Origin of the sequence: Nonomuraea sp. NPDC050547 (genome assembly GCF_044457345.1) — a bacterium.
Classification (GTDB): Bacteria; Actinomycetota; Actinomycetes; order Streptosporangiales; family Streptosporangiaceae; genus Nonomuraea.
In genome coordinates this window covers 81,205-99,398 of sequence record NZ_JBITGW010000022.1, presented here as the reverse complement: position 1 = coordinate 99,398, position 18,194 = coordinate 81,205, and the positions used below count along the sequence as shown (strand labels likewise).

Genomic DNA, 18,194 nt, shown 5'->3' with positions numbered 1-18,194 from the left:
AAGATCACCACCGGCAGCGGCTCCCCGGACAGCCCGTCGTGCAGCAGCCCCGGCCGGGCCGCGCCGACCAGGCGACCAAGGGCCCGCACACCTGCTGGACGGCCTCGACCGGGTGGCGCAGGAACAGGTAGGAGCTGACGTGGCAGCGGTCGAAGCCGAGGTGCTCGGTGCACACGTTCATGCGGTTCCACCAGCCGTAGAAGAAGACGCCCACGTCCGGCCCGTCCTTGACGATCTCCTTCAGCGTGTCGGCGGGCGAGGTGAAGTCGTCGCCCATCCGCATCCTGGCGCGGTGCATGCCGAAGCCGAGCACGTGCACCCACGGCTCGCCGCCGTCGCGTTCGCGCATCTCCTCGCGCAGCTCGGCCATTTGCCCGGGGACGGCCCGCGCCTCCTCGAGCCCGTCCAGCCAGACGAACCGGTCGGCCGGGCGCGCCTTGCCGATCGAGGCGCTGAGCCCGGCCAGCACGCCGCGGGCCGCGGCCGCGTCGTCGCCCAGGATGAGCAGCCCGGCGCTCGGCTCCTGACGCACGTCGAAGGCGGCGGGACGCTCGGTGACGGCCACCGGCACGCCCACCCACGGGCGGACCAGGCCGGGTCCCGACTCCACCGGATGGTGCAGCAGAGCGGCCAGGTCGGCGGGCTCGTCCTGCTTGAACACGCGCGGGCGGCGCTCGGCGCGGGCGTGGTGCCACAGCTCGGCCCGCAGCGCCGCCAGTTCCTCCTCGCGGGCGTGCGCGATCAGCGCGACGCGGTTGGCCTCCGGGGAGCCGTAGTCGTCGTTGAGCACGGCCTGGCCGCGAAAGCGCAGCCCGGCGGCGGCCGTGTTGTGCGAGGACAGCAGCGACTGGGAGTCGGCGGCGGTGGTCTTGAGCACGATCCGGTTGGGGACCTGGCCGAAGATGGCCTCGCGCTTGGTGGCCAGGCGCTGGATGCCCTCGATGGTCTGGGTGGCCAGCACCACGTGCACGCCGTAGGCGCGGCCGAGCCGGACGAGCTTCTCCAGCAGGGCGGTGGCCTCGTCGGCGATCGGGTCGTCCTCGGCGAGCATCACCTGGAACTCGTCGAGCACCAGCAACAGGCGCGGCGGACGGTCGGGGCCCGGGTCCATGCCGGCGATGTCGGTCACGCGCAGCCGCTTGAACGTCTCGCTGCGCAGCTCCATCTGCTCGTGCACGTGCCGCAGCACCGCCAGGCCGAACTCGCGGTCGCTGAAGACGCCCAGCACGCGGGCGTGCGGCAGCCAGCGCTCGCCGCCCAGCCGCTCGAACTCCAGGCCCTGCTTGAAGTCCAGCAGGTACATCTCCAGGTCGGCGGGGGAGTAGCGGGCGGCCAGGCCGTGGATGAGCACCAGCAGCAGGTTCGACTTGCCCTGTCCGGCCGAGCCGCCGATGAGGATGTTGGGCAGGGGCGGGTTGCTGCTGCTGAGCCGTACCCAGGCGGGCTCGCGCCCTTCGGCGCCGACCGCGATCCGCAGGCCGTCGCCCTTCTCCACCCGCGCCCACCAGTCGCGGCGCGGCGGCAGCGTCCCGGCGAACGGCACCCTCGGCAACTGCGCGCCCGCCGCCGCCCCGGCCACCGCGGCGAACAGCTCCGGCCCCGGCGGCGGGTCGGGACGGCAGGCCACGTTCTCCAGCCCGGCCACCACGATCCGCTCGCGGCCCGCCTCCACGCGCCGCAACAGCGCGGCCAGCCGCTCGGGCTCCACGCCGCGCTCGGGCTGGATCGCCGCGTTGTGCTGGACGAGGAAGCAGACGCCGCGCCCGGCCGCCGACTCGGCCACCCGCAGCAGGTCCCGCTGCACGCTCTCCTCCACACCCGCCGGGTAGTCGAGCACCACCATCAGCCGGTACGGCTCCGCCAGCTCCTCGAACGCGCACCCGCCCGACTGGGCGATGCGCTGGGCCCGCGAGTGCAGGGTGCGGACCAGGTCGCCGACCCGCTCGGCGAGCTCGGCCACACCGGACAGCGAACGAGGCAGCGCCTCGCCGAAGACCCCGAGCGCCCCGGTCAGCCTGGGGTCGTACGAGTCCACCTGGACCCGGCCGGCCGGAGCGGCCGCCACCGCCCTGAGCACCGCGCCCAGGATCAGGCCGGCGGCGCCGTCCCCCGCGGCGTACCAGCCCGCGGTGGGCAGCAGCGGGACGACGACCGGCACTTCGCCGCAGACGCCGACCCGCACATGTGTGGGGGCCGCGGTGCCGAGAGACCCCCACTCGGCCCCGGAGAAGGGCAGACCGGCGACGCCGGGCGCGAGTTCCGCGGTTGTGGCAGCCGCCGTCTCCCTCGCGCCGTCCATCGCCCGCCGCACCGCGGCCTGGATCCGGTGCCGTTCCGCCTCGGCCGTACGCTCGGCCCGCCGAACGGCTTGTTGCCTGTCGCGTTCCGCCCCGAGCTGCGCCTCGGCCGCGACCTTCCTGGCCACGGGCGCGTAGGCGCGAAAGGCCGCGACCAGTCCCCTGATCGCGGCCTCGCGATGGGCGACGCTCACAGGGCCACGACCACCCTGGCCGGCCGGAACACCCAGCCGTGCCGCGCGTACCCGCGGTTCCACACCTCGAGGATGGCGCCCGGCTCGCTGCCCTCCTCCGGGCGGGCGGCCGCCGCCTCGTGCGTGGCGCGGTCGAAGGCGGTGTCGGTGGGCACCTCGCGGATGCCGTTGACGGCGAGCAGTTCGAGCAGCTCGTCCCTGATCGCCAGGGCGAAGTCGCCCTCCTCGGCCTCGTGGCGGTCGATCCGGTCGATGACGGTGGCCACGCCGAGCACCAGCGGCAGCTGCAGGTCGCGGAAGAGCGCGCCCTCCGCCTGCTGGATACGGCGGGCCTGCTCCTCAAGGAGCTTGCGCTTGTCCAGGTCGTCGGACAGGCGTCGTTTGAACAGGTCGGTCAGGACGTCGAGTTTCTCGGACAGTTCCTCACTCATAGGATCTCCAGGTCGCGCATCGCGTTGCGCATCTGCTCGACGGCGTGGGCCCCCAGGTTGTTGTCGCGTTGCAGCTCGACGGCGCCCAGCGACTGCCCGGTCGCGCCCAGGAACACCTCGGCGTGCACGACGCCGTCGATGTCGTAGGCCATGACCACGCGGATCTCGGCCTCGTCCGGCAGGCCGGGCGGCAGCATCAGCTCCGTCGACTTCAGGACCGTCACGTAGCGCAGGTCCTCGTCGTCGCCCTCGGTCAGCTCGAAGTCGACCACCCGCTGGCCTGGCTGGACGGTGTAGAAGCTCTTCTCCCGCTTCACCGGGATCTTTGAGTTGGCCGGGATGATGATGGAGTTCTGCGCGATGTTGCGCTCGTTGAGCGCGATGGTGCCGAGGCTCTGCGAGGTCACGTCGCTGACCGCGACCGGGATGCGGGCGATCGCCCCGCTGGCCGCCGCGCCCAGCGTGTCGGCGTAGACGGCCGCGCCCAGCGCCACCGCCTCGTCTGGGTTGATGCCGATGTCCGGCACCCGGCCGGACATGCGCTGCACCATCGTGCTGACCATCGGCATCCGGGTCGAGCCGCCCACGAGCAGAATCCGGTCGATCTTGTCCCAGTCGACGCCGGCCTTCTCCATGACCTCCTCGACCGTCACCTCGGTACGGCTGAGCAGGCTCGCGGTCAGCTCCTCGAACTCCGCCCTGGTGACCGGCACCTGGAAACTCGCTCCCTCGGCGCTGACCCGCACGATCGTCTGCGGCATGCTGGTCAGGCGCCGCTTGGCCTGCTCGCACTGGCCGCGCAGCTCGGCCTCGCCCTTGTCCGACTCGCGCACCTCGGGCCCGCCCTGCTCGCGGATGCGCGTGGCGACGTGGCCCATGAGCAGGTTGTCGAAGTCGAAGCCGCCGAGGTTGCGGTCGCCGCCGGTGGCCATGATGTCGAACTCCGTGCCGGTCACCCGCATGATCGTCACGTCGAAGGTGCCGCCGCCCAGGTCGTAGACGAGGAAGACGCCGCTCTGCTGCTTGTTGAGCCCGTAGGCGATCCCGGCCGCGGTCGGCTCGTTGATCAGGCCGAGCACGTTGAGCCCGGCGATCTCGCCGGCGTCCTTGGTCGCGGTACGGCGGGCGTCGTCGAAGTAGGCGGGCACCGTGACGACGACGTCCCTGACCTCCTCGCCGAGCTGCATGGAGGCGTCGGCGGCCAGCCGCTTGAGCACCAGCGCGGAGACCTCCTCCGCCCGGTACTCCTTGCCGTCGGCGTCCACGTACGCCGCCTCCGGCTCGCCCATCTTCCGCTTGACGAACTCCACGCAGTCGTCGGGCAGCACGGCGGCCAGCCGCTTGGCCTCCACACCGACCAGCGGCGTGCCGTTCTCGAACACCACGACGGACGGCGTGAGCCGCTCGCCCTCGCGGTTCTCCAGGATCTCCGGGGAGGGCCCGCGCACGATGGCCGACGCCGAGTACGTGGTGCCGAGGTCGATGCCGATGACCGCCATCAGCGCCCCCGGACGATCTTGGCGTTGATGCGCCACTGCGGAAGGTAGTGGTTGCGGATCTGCAGGTGGATACGCAGCCAGGCGACCCCGCCGCCGAGCAGCACACCCAGGAAGAACCCCCCGGACCCCGCGTTGCTCAGGATGCCGACGATGACGAAGGCGATGATCGCCCAGAGGATCACGGTCTTGGTGATCTTCCAGGCGGTCACGCCGAACAGGTGCTTGGTCTCCATCGCGATCAAGTACTGTTCCTGGTCGGCGAGGCGCATCATGATCTGCTCGTCGTCGCTCAGCGTCCTGACCCGGTTCAGCACGATCCGGATCTGCGCGATCTCCTCGGCCGAGGTGATGTAGTACCCGTCGTCCTGCTTGGCCACGGGGATCGTCTCGGCGTGCGCGAGCAGCACGTCGGCCAGGTAGTAGGCGGCCATGCGCTTGTTGGAGCCGTGCAGGTGGAGCTTCTCCAGCACCGGGATGGCCTCGGAGTAGCGGCCCTGGTTCGCGAGGCTGCCGGCGATGCCCAGGTCGGCCTCCTCCGAGCCGCCGGTCAGCCGGTTGACCTGCTCGTAGCAGGACAGCGCCCGGTCCCATTGCTCCAGTTCCTCGTAGACGCCGCCGAGCTCCAGTTGCCGGTCGGGGTTGGCCGCGTCGAGCGAGGTGGCCTGCTGCGCCTCGTACAGCGCTTCGTTGAGGTTGCCCAGGCCCGCGTTGGCACGTGCCAACAGGCTCCAGACTTCGGCGGAGGCGCCGAGCGTGTTGCGCGCCTCGCGGGCGCAGTAGGCGGCGGAGTTGTAGTCGCCGATGGCGAGATAGTCGCGGGCCTGCTGCAGCCAGTCGCCGCTCGCCGACGAGGCGGTGACCGGCGCCTGGGAGCCGCCGCCCGCGGCCAGGAACGCGTTGAGCTGGAGGTCGTAGCCCTTGCGCCGGGCGTCGTCGAGCAGGATCTCTCTGGCCTTGGTCAGCAGCGCCACCTTCTGCTCGGCCTCCTGCCGCTTGCTGAGGTCGGAGCTGTTGGTGCGCTTCTGCCACTGCCGGAGCTCGTTGGTGATCTTCTTCTTGATGACGTCGGCCGGGTCGTTACGCTCCGCGCCGACGATGGCGTAGTAGTTGTCCATGCCGCGTCTCCATGACCGGGGGATCTCCATGCTCGGAAGCCAGATCGCGGCCCGCCAGTGCTGTTGCGGCCAATGGCAAGAAGATGACGTTATGTCACGCGCGACGGCGGCCTATGCTCCGGTCGTGGAAGTGATCACGGTCCAGCGCGACTTCCAGGGCAGCACGGCCGTCGAAACCCGGCACCTGCGGCCAGGAGAATCGCTCACCTTCGGTCGCGGCACCGCCGATACCCCGGTCGACCTGCCGCTCGACGACCCGGCCGTCTCGCGCAAGGCGGGACTGCTGCGGGCTGTCAAGGACTACTGGGAGATCTCCAACCAGTCGCGCCGCTACGCCTACGTCGTGGAGAACCTGGAAGGCGGCGGATTCGTCCGGCTGTCACCGGGCACGGTCGACGCGCCGATCCCGTTCGAGACCGCCAGGGTTCGCGTGCCCGGCCGCCAGGACCAGCTCACCTTCCTCGTGCTGGCCCCGCTCAAGCGCCGCCTGGCCACCGAGCACGACCCCGGCGGCGCCACCGGCACCCCGCAGCCCTACCCGCTCGACCCCGCGGCCAAGTACTTCCTCGTGCTCGCCGCACTGTGCGAGCCTCAGCTGCGCGACCCCGCCCGCGACCGCGTGCCGAGCGTCCCCGAGGTACGCCAGCGGCTGGCCGCCCTGGGACTGAGCCGCTCGGCCATCAACTACCACGTGGACTTCCTGGCCGGCACGAAGTTCCGGCTCCAGCCGCCCGGCCAGGGGGCCGGGGTCGACTGGAAACCCCGCTCGATCGTCAAGCACGCGCTGCGCTTCGGCCTGATCACCCCCGCGCACCTGGTCCTGCTACCCCCGGACTAGCAGACTCGCCACGTGGTCGCTGACGCCCTTCAGCAGCGTCGAGGGCACGATCGGGTGGTCGGCGATCGCGGAGAACAACGAGGGCAGGCCCGGCAGCGGAAAACCGTCGTCCTTCAGCGCAGCCGCCCCGACGTCGTTCTTGTCCAGCGCGCCCCGGCTGCGCTCCCACGCGTCGAGCACCTCCTCGGGGGAGGGCACGCCGAAGCCGTGGCCCACCGGGGCGGCGTGGCGCAGCCGTACCAGCGGGGTCTCGGCGAAGGCGAGCGCGCTGCGGGCGCGGACGCCGAGCTCGCGGCGCGGCCCGGGAGCGATCCAGTCCATGGCCGTGCACGGCTTGCGGCAGGTGGCCACGCACACCGCGAGCGCGCCGGCGACCTGGCTGTGCTGGCGGTCGAAGTAGGCCCGCCAGCCCTCGGGCGGCTCACCGGCCACCCGCAGCGTACGGTTGGTCGCCGACTGCTCGGACTTGGTGTGGTCGCAGTCGCGGTCGCCGATCACGCCGAACCTGCTGCCGTCGGCGCTCAGCCCGTCCGGCCAGCGCGCCGGGTCGCCCGCGTGGCCCAGCTGCGGCTCGAAGGCCAGCAGCGGCAGGTACTCGCTGGCGATGTGCACCGCGGCGATCATCGGGCTCAGCTCGCGGCGGTGCCACCGGATCGCGATGACCTCCAGCAGCAGGCCGTAGGCGGGGCGCAGCGACTCCAGGGCGCCGCGCGGCGTCTCACGGGGCGTCTGCGGCATGTGGCAGGCCCGCGCCCGGCGCTTCAGGTCGGCCGGCACGCCCCGTGCCTCGACGGCGAAGTCCTCGGCGTCCAGGGAGAGCAGCCGCTGCCCGAACTCGCACACGGCGGCCACCTCCTCGTCCGAGGAGAGCGCTCCGAGGTCGGCGAAGGCATAGCGGTGGGCCAGCGCGACGAGCAGATCACGAGTCGTATCCACGCGATCACTCTCTCACGGCTCGGAAGCCACCCGCGTCGCCCCGGGACCCGGGAGCGCGCGGTGTGTTCTGACGGTCACCCTGCAAGCTTAGAGATGGTCCGCAGGGCCCCGGAGCGATGCACTAGCTGTCATGGATATGCACTGGACAGATCAGAACCCGAAGTCGGGCACCACCCATCACGACGGGCAGGGCTCGCGGACGCACTGAATCTCGCCCGGCTGGCCGGTGGGGTCGCCGGTCGGCTCCTCCGGTCCTGGCGTCGTGGGCTCGACCGTGGGCGTGGGCTCCGCGGTCGGGGTCGGCTCGGCGGTGGGAGTGACCGTGGGGGTCGGTACGGTCGGCGTCGGCTCAGGCTCGTTCGTGGCCGTCGGGGTCGGCTTGGGGGTGGGCGAGGTCTTGGCGGGCGGCAGCGCCGGCTTGCCCTTGACCTGCTCGCGCTCGGTCGGCGGCGTCACCGTGGCGTTGCCGCCGGGAGGCAGGATGCTCTGCTGCTCGAGCGGCGCCACCGGGCGCAACCACAGAGAGCCCACCACGGCCGCCGTGGCCAGCACCGCGGCCGAGACGGTCAGCGCGCCAACCAGCGCCCGGCGGCGGCGCGGCGCGGGCGAGGCGTGGGGGTCGGCCAGCGCCCTGCGCGCGGCCTCGCCCATGTCGGCGGCCGAGGCCCAGCGCCGGTCGGGTGTCTTCTCCAGCGCCTTGGCCACGACGGCGCGCGGGCCCGGCGGGATGTCGTCGGGCAGCGTGGGCGGCGGCTGGTGCAGATGCTTGTAGATGATCTGCACGGGGGTGTCGCCGTCGAACGGCAGCCGCCCCGTCAGGCACTCGTAGGCCACCACGCCCAGCGCGTAGACGTCGACGGCGGGCGTGACGTCGCTGGCGGTGGCCATCTCCGGCGCGCAGTAGCCGGCCGAGCAGAGCATCGCGCCGGTGGCGGTGAGCTGCCCCGCCGAGACCGAGTGGGCGATGCCGAAGTCGGTCAGCGCCACCCGGCCGTCGGGCCGCAGCAGCAGGTTGCCCGGCTTGACGTCGCGGTGCACGATGCCCTGCGCGTGGGCCGCCGACAGCGCGTCGGCCACCTCGGCGACCAGCCGCATCGTGTGGGCGGGGGTGAGCGGCTCGCGGTCGAGCGCCCGGTCGAGCGACTCGCCCTCGACGTACTCCATCACCAGGTAGCTCAGCGTGCGCTCGCCGACCGTGGCCAGGCCGTAGTCGTAGACGTCGACGACGCCGGGGTGACGCAGGGTGGCCATGGCCCGCGCCTCGTTCTGGAAGCGCTGGGCGAAGGTGGCGTTCTCGCTCAGGGCGGGCGTGAGCACCTTGAGCGCGACCTCGCGGCCGAGGACCGTGTCGGTGGCACGCCAGACCTCGCCCATGCCGCCACCGCCGATCCGGGTGGTCAGCTGGTAGCGATCGTTGAGTGTGGTCCCCGAGCCGAGCACGCCTTCAACGCTAACACCGGCACCTGCCTGCCACGCGGGAATCAAGAAGCGGGCGCCCCCCGGAAGAGGGGAGCGCCCGCATTGTTCAGAACGCGCCGGTCGTGGTGCCTCCGCTGCCGGTGGCGGGGGTGGTGAAGGCGCTGTTGGCGCCCGGCTGCCACTGGTCGGCGGTGTCGGGGAAACCGGCCTCCTGACGCTTGACGCACTTCCACTCGACCGGGGTGTTCGGCGGGAGCTTGCCGATCGTGCCGGTCCAGGTCGGGTACGCCGTCGGCGACAGCTTGACCGCGTTCGCGACCGACCAGTCGCCCAGCTGCGGGACGCCGCCCACGGCGTAGACGGACTGGCCGGGCGTGGTGGTGCCGTTGGCGCAGGAGAACGTCATCGACACCGGCGCCTGGCCGAGCGTGAACGCGAACGACTTGGCCGTGGTGACGCTCACGCTCGCCGACTTGGCCACGACGAGGTTGCCGCCGGCGTTGTACCAGCCGCTCGCGGCCGCGTCGAAGGCGGCCTTGTCCGCGTGCTGGGTGAGCGGCGTGCCGTTCAGCGTGACCGCCGAGGCCTGGGTGTCGGCGACCAGCTCGACGACGTTGCGCCGCGCGGCCGGCGCGCCCGTGTACGTGCCGCTGGACGCGGCCACCGTGACGGTCGCGGTCGAGCCGCTGAGCTGCTGTCCGAGCTGTGTCGTCCGTACGGCCCCGCCCTGGTAGGCGGTGGTGGCCCCGTCGTCCTCGTAGAGGGTGAAGTTCGAGGCCGCCGGATCGGCGTACACCCGGGCGACCAGCTCGTCGCGGGTGCTGGAGTCGGTCCGCTTGCCCAGCACGTTCATGGTCTTGTCGTCCACGAACATCTTGGGGATGATCGCCCCCGCCCTGGCGAAGGCGGGCAGCCGGAACTCGCCGCCGACCCACAGCGGCCGGTCGTTGAACCACTGGCCGGTGCTGGTCAGCTTCTCGCCCGTGCGGTAGTCGAACCATGTCCCCGCGGGCAGGTACATGTTCCTCTTGCGTTCGTTCTTGCCGGCGACGACGCCGACGAGCAGGTCGCGGCCGATGAGCTTCTCGCTGCCCATCTCCCGGACGTTCGGGTCGTTCTGGTAGTGGTAGACCAGCGGCGGCACCAGCGGTTCGCCGGTCCGGTTGGCCCGGTGCGCGAGCGAGTAGTAGTAGGGCGTGAGCTCGTACCTCTGGCGGAGGTTGGCGAGGTTGCTGGGCACGTGGCCGATCTGGTCGGGGGAGGTCTGCGCGCAGTTGCACAGGTTCTCGGTGTGCGGGCGGACCGGCACCTCGAACCAGGCGCCGTTGGCCAGCCACTGGGTGTAGAGCTCGTTGAGGTCGGAGTCGAGCATCTCGCGGCGGAAGCCGCCGATGTCGGAGCCGAAGTAGTCGATGCCGGACATCGACATGTGCATCTGGACGTTCTGCTGCTGGGCCAGCGCGGTCAGCTTCGAGCCGATGTCGGCCGACCACATGGCGACGCCGTGGCGCTGCATGCCGGCGGCGCCGGAGCGGGCCAGCAGGAAGGGGCGCTTGGTCGTGCCGGCGGCGTAGCCGCGGGCGATGCTCTCGGCCCACTTGAGGTTGTAGACGTTGTGGTAGTCGGCGTGGGCGTGCTTGCCGGGCAGGACTCCGGCGGTCCAGTCGCCCGCGTCGTACATCTCGGGCTCGCCGAGGTCGAGCCAGTGGCCCTGGACGCCCTGGTCGATCAGCGGCTTGCGTTTGGTGGTGTGCCAGTGGTCGCCGGCGGCGTCCTGGGTCCAGTCGATCATGCCGCCGCGGCCCCACCAGTCGTTGGTGGTGAGGTAGGCGGGCAGGCAGGTCGCGCAGCCCGCCCGGTTGAGGTAGCCGCGGGCGGCCATGTCGGAGTGCTCCGGCCGGTTCTTGCCGATGTAGGACTCTTCTATGGTCATCAGGCCGATGCCCTTGTTCGCCTGATAATCGGAAATAGCGGCAGATGGGTTGGGGAAGGCTGATGTATCCCAGGAAAGTGAGCCCATGCGGGTGTTGTCGGAACCGGCGGTCACCCCGCCGAACCACGGCAGGTCCAGCACGAAGCCGTCCACCGGGAACTTCGCCGTCCGCAGGCCGGTGAGCCGGTTGTCGATCTCGGCCCAGTTGTCGTAGCCGAACTCCGACACCCACAGGCCCAGCGACTTCTTCGGCGGCACCGGCGGGCGGCCGGTCAGCTCCAGGTAGTCCTTGCGCAGGTCGGGCAGGTCGGCGCCGGTCATCGTGTACCACCGGAGCTGGTCGCCCCACGTGTCGACCGTCCAGGGGTCGCCGGTCAGGTTCCACTCCTGCTTGTAGACCTGGTCGAGCAGGAGGCCGTAGTTGAGGTTGCTCGCGCCGACCGCGAACAGCACCGGGATCTGGGCGTTGCCGACCGGGCCGTTGTCGGTGTCGTAGGCCATGGCGTTGCCGTACTGGCCGCCGGGGGTCCGGGTGCGCCCCACCCAGTCGCCGTCGGCGCTGCCGCCCATGAAGAACTGCTCGCCGAGGCCGTAGGCGTTCTGGATCTGGCCCTTGGTGAGGCTCAGGCCCTTCCACGCCTGGCCCAGGTTGCGGGGGCAGGCCTCGTACAGCTGACGCGTGGGGTCGGAGACCTTCACGCACAGCGTGCCGGGGGTGACCTCGACCTTCATCGCGGCCGTGGTGAGCGTGTTGCCCGACTGGTTGAAGCTGGTCGGGCCGGTGTAGTCCTTCTTGGCGATCTGCGGCGTGGTGAACAGCGGCGCGCCGGTTCCCGGGCTGCTGCCGTTGGCCAGTTCGAAGTGCACCAGGTCGTCGTCGAGGAACTCCACGATCAGGTAGGTCGAGCCGCTGGTGAACTGGACCCGCTGCACCGCCGCCTGCGCGGGCAGGGCGATGAGCAGCGGGGCCAGCAACGCGGCCAGGAGGATCAGGACGCGTCTCATGGCCGGGCCACCGCCAGGTTGTCGAGGTTGATCCCGTTGCTCGCGTACTCGATCTTGATGGTGTGGGCGCCCGCGGTCAGGCTGACCGGGAGCGTGGCCGTGCCCCAGGTGTCCCAGTTCGGCTGGGCGGGCAGCGGCAGGGTGCCGGCGGAGACGCCGTCCACGTACACGGTGCGGGTGGCCGCGACGGTCGTGGAGTAGCGGAACTTCAGCTGGTGGCTGCCCGCCGCGTCCGCCTTCACCTGGAAGGTGACCGCGTCGCCCGCCTGGGCGAAGCCGTCCACGAAGCCGGTGCCGGTGTAGCCGGGGTGGTCGTTGTTGGTGCTCGTGCCGGTCCCGGCGGCGAACTCGGCCTCGTAGGCGGCCTTGTCCACGCCGTTGAGCACGATCGTGCGGTTGCCGGTGGCACTGGCCAGCTTGACGTGCGTGAGCTGCTGGACCGGGTCCCACCACCAGCCCTCGGACGCCGCCTTGAGGTCGGCGAGCGTGGCGCGCGCCGTGGCGCCGGTGACCGTGCCCGGCTTGGTGGAGGCCACCTGCAGCGTGCTGGTGGTCGTCAGCGCGGGGACCGTGACCGTGGCCGTGTGCGCGCCCCAGTTCTCGGCGCTGGAGATGGTACGGCTCACGCCCGCCGAATCCTCGAAATACGAGTAGGAGGTGGACCCCGCCGGATAAATCCGGAAGGCGAGATTGGTGTAGCTGGAGACGCTGTTACCGATCTCGCCGCCCAGCTCGTAGTCCGCGTTGAGGTTCAGCGGGATGATCGCGCCCGGCTTGGCGTAGACCGGGATCGTGTCCAGCCCGGCCGCGTACGTCTTGGTGCCCGGACCGGTGAAGCGCCCGCCGTTCCACAGGTCGTACCACTCGCCCGCGGGCAGGTAGACGTTCCTGGACGAGGCCCCCTGCGCGGTGACCGGCGCCACGAGCAGCTGCGAGCCGAACATGTACTGCTGGTCCTGCGCCGCGGCCGCCGCGTCACCGGGGAAGGAGTAGCTCATCGCGCGCATCATCGGAGCGCCGGTGACCGAGCCGGCCTTGGCCTCGGTGTAGAGGTAGGGGATCAGGTTCATCCGCACGTTGGCGAACTTGCGGAACGTCGGCACGACCGTGGTGTCGCCGGTGCGCGCCTGCACGTTCCACGGCGTGCGCGCCTCGGAGACCGGCGGATTGGCCTTCTCCGAGTGGTACTGCATGACCGGCGAGAACACCGCCTGCGCCGCGCTGCGCAGATACAGCTCCGCGCTCGGGAAGTCGCCGGTGAAGCCGGCCAGGTCCCACGCCGTGTACGGCACGCCCGACTGCCCCGCCGAGATCATCGCCCGCACCGCCTCCTGGAAGGCGGGGAAGCTGGAGTTCTGGTCACCCGCCCAGAAGATCGAGTTGGCCTGCGCGCCCGCGGTGCCGGCCCGGCTGAAGATCGTGTTCTGCGCGTTCTTGCCCTTGACGTAGGCGTTGTAGGCCTGGGTGTAGCTGTTGGGGTAGGCGTTGTGCATCTCGTCGCCCTTGCGGCCGTCGGCGAACTGCACGCCCCTGCCGAAGATCGCCTCGCTGCCGTCGGTCTTGAAGCCGTCGATGCCCACCTCGTCCATGAGGTAGTCGCGCTTGCTCATCCACCAGCTGGTCGCCGACGCACTGGTGAAGTCCGGCACCGTGCTGTCGCCGAACCACTGCCCGGTCGGAATGCGGTAGGGGCCGTTCGTCGGGTTCTTCACGACGTAGTTCTGCGCCTGCGCGTAGGCCCTGTCGTTGAGGTGCTGCTGCGGGGCGGTCGGCGGGTTGCTGTCGAAGTTCTCCTTGAGCACCGGGATCTGCCAGAGGATCACCTTCACGCCCTTGTTGTGAGCGTTGGTGACCATGGCCTTGGGGTTCTGCCAGGCGGTGCCCGCGGGGAAGCTCAGGTTGGCGTAGGAGAGCTTGCCGCTGCCGGGCGTCGGCGTGTACGTGGCGCCGTGCCAGACGTAGAACGTGGCCTCGTCACTCCACTGCTCCAGCACCAGGGCGGTGTGCGGGATCTTGTTCGTGGTGACCTTGCCGAGCTCGCTCTCCACCTCGGCCTGGGTGTTCCACTCGTTGGCCGACATCCACACGCCGAACGCCCACTTGGGCGGCAGCTGCGGGCGGCCGGTGACCGCCGTGTAGTCGTCGACGATCTTCGCGGGCGTGCCGGTGAAGACGTGGTAGTCGAGGGTGGAGTTCAGGGCGCCGCCGGTGTCCACGGTGAAGGCCGCCCGGTCGCCGGGGGCGAAGCGGGCGTAGCGGCTGGTGTTCACGTAGAGGCCGTAGCCGGCCGAGTTCAGGAAGAACGGGACGCTCAGGTAGGTGCGCCGGGTGGCGCCCTGGTCGCGGTACTGGTTGTAGACGTAGTTGTGAACCTCGGTGCCGCGCTGGTCGAGGCGGTCGTAGCGCTCGCCGTACCCCTCGAAGCGCTCTCCCGAGGGTGAGCTGTACGCGTCCTCGATCTTGGTCACGGTCGTGGCGCCGTCGCTGGCCCAGCGCAGGTTCGCCGCGTCCTGCCGGGTGATCAGCGTGGTGCCGTCGGACTTGTAGACCGACAGCCGGTACGGCGACTTCTGGAGCTTCAGCACCATCGCGCTGGTCGAGATCGTCAGCGTGCCCGCCGAGTCGGACACGGTGTAGCCGGAGGCGCCGGAGATGTTCAGGCCCTGGCCGTTCGGCGCGACCTGGGTGCGGAAGCGCTCGGCGGCCGGGAAGGCGAAGCGGATCTTCGGCGTGAGGCCGCCCGCGCTGTCGCCGGTGGTCACGTCGACCGAGGTGCCGTTGTTGGTGAAGCCGGTGATGTTGGTCGGCGAGCTCCACGAGGTGACCGTGAACGGGAACGGGCCGACGGACTTCTGGCCGCCGCCGTTCACGTCCGCGTTGACCGTGTAGCTGATCTTGTCGCCGCGGGCGAAAGTGCCCAGGTTGATCTTCCAGTAGCTGTTGTTGCCGCTGTTGTGGTCCCAGGCGGCGCCGACCGGGGTCTGGTTGACGCCGTTCTTGGTCCAGGTGGCCCAGACCGTCTGGCCGGGCTCGATCGGCCAGGTGGTCGCCTTGACCGTCACCGCCTCCCCGGCCATCGGGTCGCGCGGCGTGCGCTCGTGGGGCTCGCTGGAGTACAGGTCGTCGATGCCGGTCGGGTGGTGGAAGACGCCGTCGAGGGCGTACGCGGGGACGGTGACGAGGGAGGCAAGCAGGACGATCGCCGCGACGACGACGCCCGACCGTAAGCGGATCACGGGTGGAGCACCTCTCAGACGGAGAAGACGGCGGACAGCTCGGGCCAGCGCTCGGCGGAGCAGAGCACGGGCGGGCGGTCGAGGGGAGCGGGCAGCGTGACCTCCTGCCCGCCGTCGAGGCGCGTGCCGGTCCAGACGTCGACCCACGCGCCTTCAGGTAGATAGACCGAGATTTCCGAAATGTCGGGATCGGTGACCGGCGCGACCAGCAACGCGTCCCCCAGCTTGTACTGCAGCGGGAAGCGCCAGATCGCCGGATCGTCCGGGTGATCGAAGAACAGCCCCCGCATCAGCGGCGCGCCCCCGCCGACCGCCTTGCGCGCCTCCTCCGCCAGGTACGGCACCAGCCGCTCGCGCAGATGGGCGAACCGGCGGAAGACCGGCAGCACCCGGTCGTCACCGGTGCGCTCCGCCACGTTCCACGGCGTGCGGTCCCGGCTCGGCGTGCGGTGGTGGTTGAACTCCGAGTGGTATTGCATGATCGGCATGAAGCACGAGGTCCCCGCCGCCCGGAGATAGAGCTCCGCCCCCGGCACCTCCCCGGAGAACCCGGCCAGGTCCCACCCCCAGTAGACGATCCCGCAGGCGGAGGCGGTGATCCCGGCCCTGATCGAGTTGCGGAACGCCGGCCAGGTCGAGTCCTCGTCCCCGGCCCAGAACGCGCCGTGCGGCTGCGACCCGGTGAACCCGGCCCTGCTGAACGTCACCGGCGCCTTGCCGGAGGCCCGCAGCAGGTCCCCGAACGCCCGCGCGTAGTGCACGGGGAACAGCCCGTTGCCCTCCGCGCCCGAGCGGCCGTCGGCGTAGCGCAGGTCGTGGCCCCACGCGTGCTCGCCGCCGTCGGTCTTGAAGCCGTCGACGCCGACCTCCTCGACCAGGTAGCGGCGCTTGGCCGTCCACCAGTCCCGAACCTCGGGCGAGGACAGGTCGGGCATCAGCGCCAGCGGGAACCACCAGCCGCGGTTGCGGTAGGGCCGTCCGCCGGACTCCTTCACGCCGTAGCCGCGCTCGGTCAGCTGCCGCGCGTCCACCGCCGCCTGATGGCGGGGGTGCGGGCGCGTCTTCTGCAGCGGGATCTGCCACAGCAGCACCTTCACGCCGCGCTCGTGCAGCTCGTCGACCATGCCCTTGGGGTCGGGCCACGGGCCGTCGGAGGGGAAGGTGTAGTCGGCGTAGCTGTGCGGCTCCTCGGCCGGCTCGTAGACGGCGCCGCGGAAGGCGGTGAACGTGCTCTCGTCGCTCCACGCCTCGATGACCAGCGCGCCCACCGGGATGTCGTGCTCGCGGTGCCGGTCCATCTCGGCCATCACCCGCTGCCGGGTGTTCCACTCGTTGCCGCTGGCCCAGAGCCGGAACACCCACGCGGGCAGCTCCACCGGCCGCCCGGCGTCGTCCAGGAAGGCGTCGAGCACCTGGGCGGGGCCGCCGTCGTAGGTGCGCACGGTCAGTTCCGCCTCGGGCCCGACCTCGGCCTCGACCCGGATCGTGTCGCCGATCTCGTACCAGGTGCGGCGGCTGGTGACCACGTGGAAGCCCCAGCCGCCCCCGCCCACCACGAGGGCGAACGGCATCGGCAGATAGGTGCGGCCGTGCTCGCCCTGCGCCTTGTACTGCTCGAACACCACCGCGTCCAGCGCGCGCCCGCGCTGGTCGACGGCGTCGAAGCGCTCCCCGAACCCGACGACGTGCTCGCCGCGGTCCAGCTCCAGCTCGAACCGCACCCGCCGCACGCCGTCACCGTCGCTCAGCCACCGCACGCTGCCCGGCACGATCCGCTCGCCGTGCAGCTTCCCGCCGCCCTCCGACCAGACCGCCGCCGTCACCTCGAACCATCCGCTCGTACGGCTGCCGCCGTCCGCCAGCCGCGCGCGGAACCGGTAGCGGTACCGCCTGCCCGCCTCCAGCGCCGGGGTGGTGACACTCCACGACCCCGCCGCGGCCCGCGCCGCCCTGGCCTGAGCGGCGGCCAGATGCCCACCGTCGAGCTGGTTGTCGTCACCATCAGGCTGGGTGCCGGCGGGCTGGGTGTCGCCCGTGCGGGTCAGCGTGAGGCCGGTCGCCGGGGCGCCTTCCTCGTGCCACTCGCACTCGATCGCGCTGACCTTGGCCGACGCCCGCACCCGCAGCTCGACCGCCTCACCCGCGAGCGGCGAGGCGGGCACGCGCTGATCCTCGGTCAGCGCGTACGGGTGGCCGGAGCCGAAGGGCCGGTGACGGATCATGAGGAGACTCCCAGCTCGTCGGCGAGGATCAGGTACATGCCGTGCGACCACAGCAGCGGCGTGGCCACGGTGCCCCAGCGGTCCAGCCACTCCCGCTCGTACTCGGGGGCCAGCAGCAGGTCGGACACCTGCTCGGGCAGGTCGCCGGAGGGGGTGGCCTGGGCGGCCATCCAGTCCAGGTAGCGGCGGGCCTCGTCCGGCCGGCCGGACCGGGCGTGGTTCCAGCCGAGAAATCCGGCCAGCAGCACCCAGCGGCCGCCGCCGTAGAAGGTGTCCTTCAGGTAGCGGTAGACGCCGCCGTCGCGGGCCAGTTGCCGCTCCACCTCGGCGACCGTGGCCGCCCCGACCGGATGAGCGGCCGGGTAGAGACCGAACGGCTCCACGCAGGCCAGCAGGCTGCCGTCCACCGCGTCGCTGCCCAGCCACTTGCGCAGCCGTCCGTCCACCACGCCTTCGGCCGACACGAGCGCCTCGATCCCGGCCACGGCTTCGGCGGCGGCCGTACCCTCGGAGGGGGAGAGCGCGCCGAGCGCCCGCGCGGCCCGCAGACCGGCGTGGATGGAACCGAGGGTGGCGACGTGCCGCCGCTCGACGTTCTCCTCCCACCAGTCGTAGCAGGGCAGCGACCAGAAGGCCGACAGGTAGCGCGCGGCGGTGCGCACGCCCTTCTCGGTCTCCGGCACCGCGCCGTGGCGGCGGGTGTGCTCGGCCAGCGCCCACAGCCAGGTGCCGTAGCCGTCGAGCTGGAAGTCCCACCACCCGTCGTCGCCGTTGAGCCCGTCGAGGGTGAAGCGGGTGGGCAGCATGTCGCCGGGCGGGATCGGGCCCTCGCGGGAGACCAGCGACTCGACCTGCCCGGCGCGGTCCGCGATGACGCCCGCCGACCAGCGGTGGAAGGCGGCGGCGCCGTCGGCGTCGCCGTGCCTGCTCACCCCCTCGGCGATGAACGCGCCGTCGCGCAGCCAGGAGAAGCCCTGGTAGGCGGAGAAGGACGGCGAGGCCGGGTAGGCCCCGCTGGACGACTGGTACCTGCGGATCACGTCGAGGCTGTGGGCGACGAGGGACACGG

Annotated in this window: 11 protein-coding genes; 1 reads left to right on the top strand and 10 read right to left on the bottom strand. The window is 71.4% G+C overall.

The window, feature by feature from the left end:
* Positions 1-4 precede the first annotated feature (4 nt).
* From ACIBHY_RS43620 to ACIBHY_RS43605, 4 genes are read right to left on the bottom strand one after another with little or no spacing between them, the layout of a single operon-like run.
* Positions 5-2,491, bottom strand: coding sequence for an FtsK/SpoIIIE domain-containing protein (locus tag ACIBHY_RS43620; RefSeq protein ID WP_397309808.1), 2,487 nt, complete (start codon positions 2,489-2,491; stop codon positions 5-7).
* Entirely contained in the window at positions 2,488-2,922 is a 435-nt protein-coding gene (locus ACIBHY_RS43615; protein WP_397255142.1) for a nucleotide exchange factor GrpE, read from the bottom strand. The genes ACIBHY_RS43620 and ACIBHY_RS43615 overlap by 4 nt, the downstream gene beginning before the upstream one ends.
* Positions 2,919-4,421: an Hsp70 family protein gene (locus ACIBHY_RS43610; RefSeq protein WP_397309807.1), complete on the bottom strand. Its 1,503-nt coding sequence runs from the start codon at positions 4,419-4,421 to the stop codon at positions 2,919-2,921. The genes ACIBHY_RS43615 and ACIBHY_RS43610 overlap by 4 nt, the downstream gene beginning before the upstream one ends.
* Entirely contained in the window at positions 4,421-5,536 is a 1,116-nt protein-coding gene (locus tag ACIBHY_RS43605) for a hypothetical protein (protein ID WP_397255146.1), read from the bottom strand. The genes ACIBHY_RS43610 and ACIBHY_RS43605 overlap by 1 nt, the downstream gene beginning before the upstream one ends.
* A gap of 124 nt (positions 5,537-5,660) precedes the next feature.
* Here ACIBHY_RS43605 and ACIBHY_RS43600 point away from each other — a divergent pair, with 124 nt between their 5' ends.
* Positions 5,661-6,374 carry a hypothetical protein gene (locus tag ACIBHY_RS43600; RefSeq protein WP_397255148.1) on the top strand — a complete coding sequence of 238 codons (714 nt, stop codon included), beginning with the start codon at positions 5,661-5,663 and terminating at the stop codon, positions 6,372-6,374.
* On the opposite strand, the gene ACIBHY_RS43595 is transcribed toward ACIBHY_RS43600, so the two are convergent.
* The 6 genes from ACIBHY_RS43595 to ACIBHY_RS43570 all read right to left on the bottom strand — a co-directional run bounded on the left by ACIBHY_RS43595 (position 6,360) and on the right by ACIBHY_RS43570 (position 18,192).
* On the bottom strand, positions 6,360-7,310 hold the full coding sequence (locus tag ACIBHY_RS43595; RefSeq protein WP_397255149.1) for a hypothetical protein: 951 nt from the start codon (positions 7,308-7,310) through the stop codon (positions 6,360-6,362). The two genes, ACIBHY_RS43600 and ACIBHY_RS43595, sit on opposite strands and share 15 nt — an antisense overlap.
* 177 nt (positions 7,311-7,487) lie before the next feature.
* On the bottom strand, positions 7,488-8,750 hold the full coding sequence (locus ACIBHY_RS43590; protein WP_397255151.1) for a serine/threonine-protein kinase: 1,263 nt from the start codon (positions 8,748-8,750) through the stop codon (positions 7,488-7,490).
* A gap of 85 nt (positions 8,751-8,835) precedes the next feature.
* Positions 8,836-11,667, bottom strand: coding sequence for a TIM-barrel domain-containing protein (locus ACIBHY_RS43585; protein ID WP_397309806.1), 2,832 nt, complete (start codon positions 11,665-11,667; stop codon positions 8,836-8,838).
* Positions 11,664-14,903 carry a TIM-barrel domain-containing protein gene (locus tag ACIBHY_RS43580; protein ID WP_397309805.1) on the bottom strand — a complete coding sequence of 1,080 codons (3,240 nt, stop codon included), beginning with the start codon at positions 14,901-14,903 and terminating at the stop codon, positions 11,664-11,666. The genes ACIBHY_RS43585 and ACIBHY_RS43580 overlap by 4 nt, the downstream gene beginning before the upstream one ends.
* Positions 14,904-14,917: 14 nt before the next feature.
* The gene (locus ACIBHY_RS43575) at positions 14,918-17,125 is read right to left on the bottom strand and encodes a TIM-barrel domain-containing protein (protein ID WP_397309804.1); all 2,208 of its coding nucleotides are present in this window, start codon (positions 17,123-17,125) and stop codon (positions 14,918-14,920) included.
* The gene (locus ACIBHY_RS43570; RefSeq protein ID WP_397255159.1) at positions 17,122-18,192 is read right to left on the bottom strand and encodes a glycoside hydrolase family 15 protein; all 1,071 of its coding nucleotides are present in this window, start codon (positions 18,190-18,192) and stop codon (positions 17,122-17,124) included. The genes ACIBHY_RS43575 and ACIBHY_RS43570 overlap by 4 nt, the downstream gene beginning before the upstream one ends.
* Between the last annotated feature and the right edge of the window lie 2 nt (positions 18,193-18,194).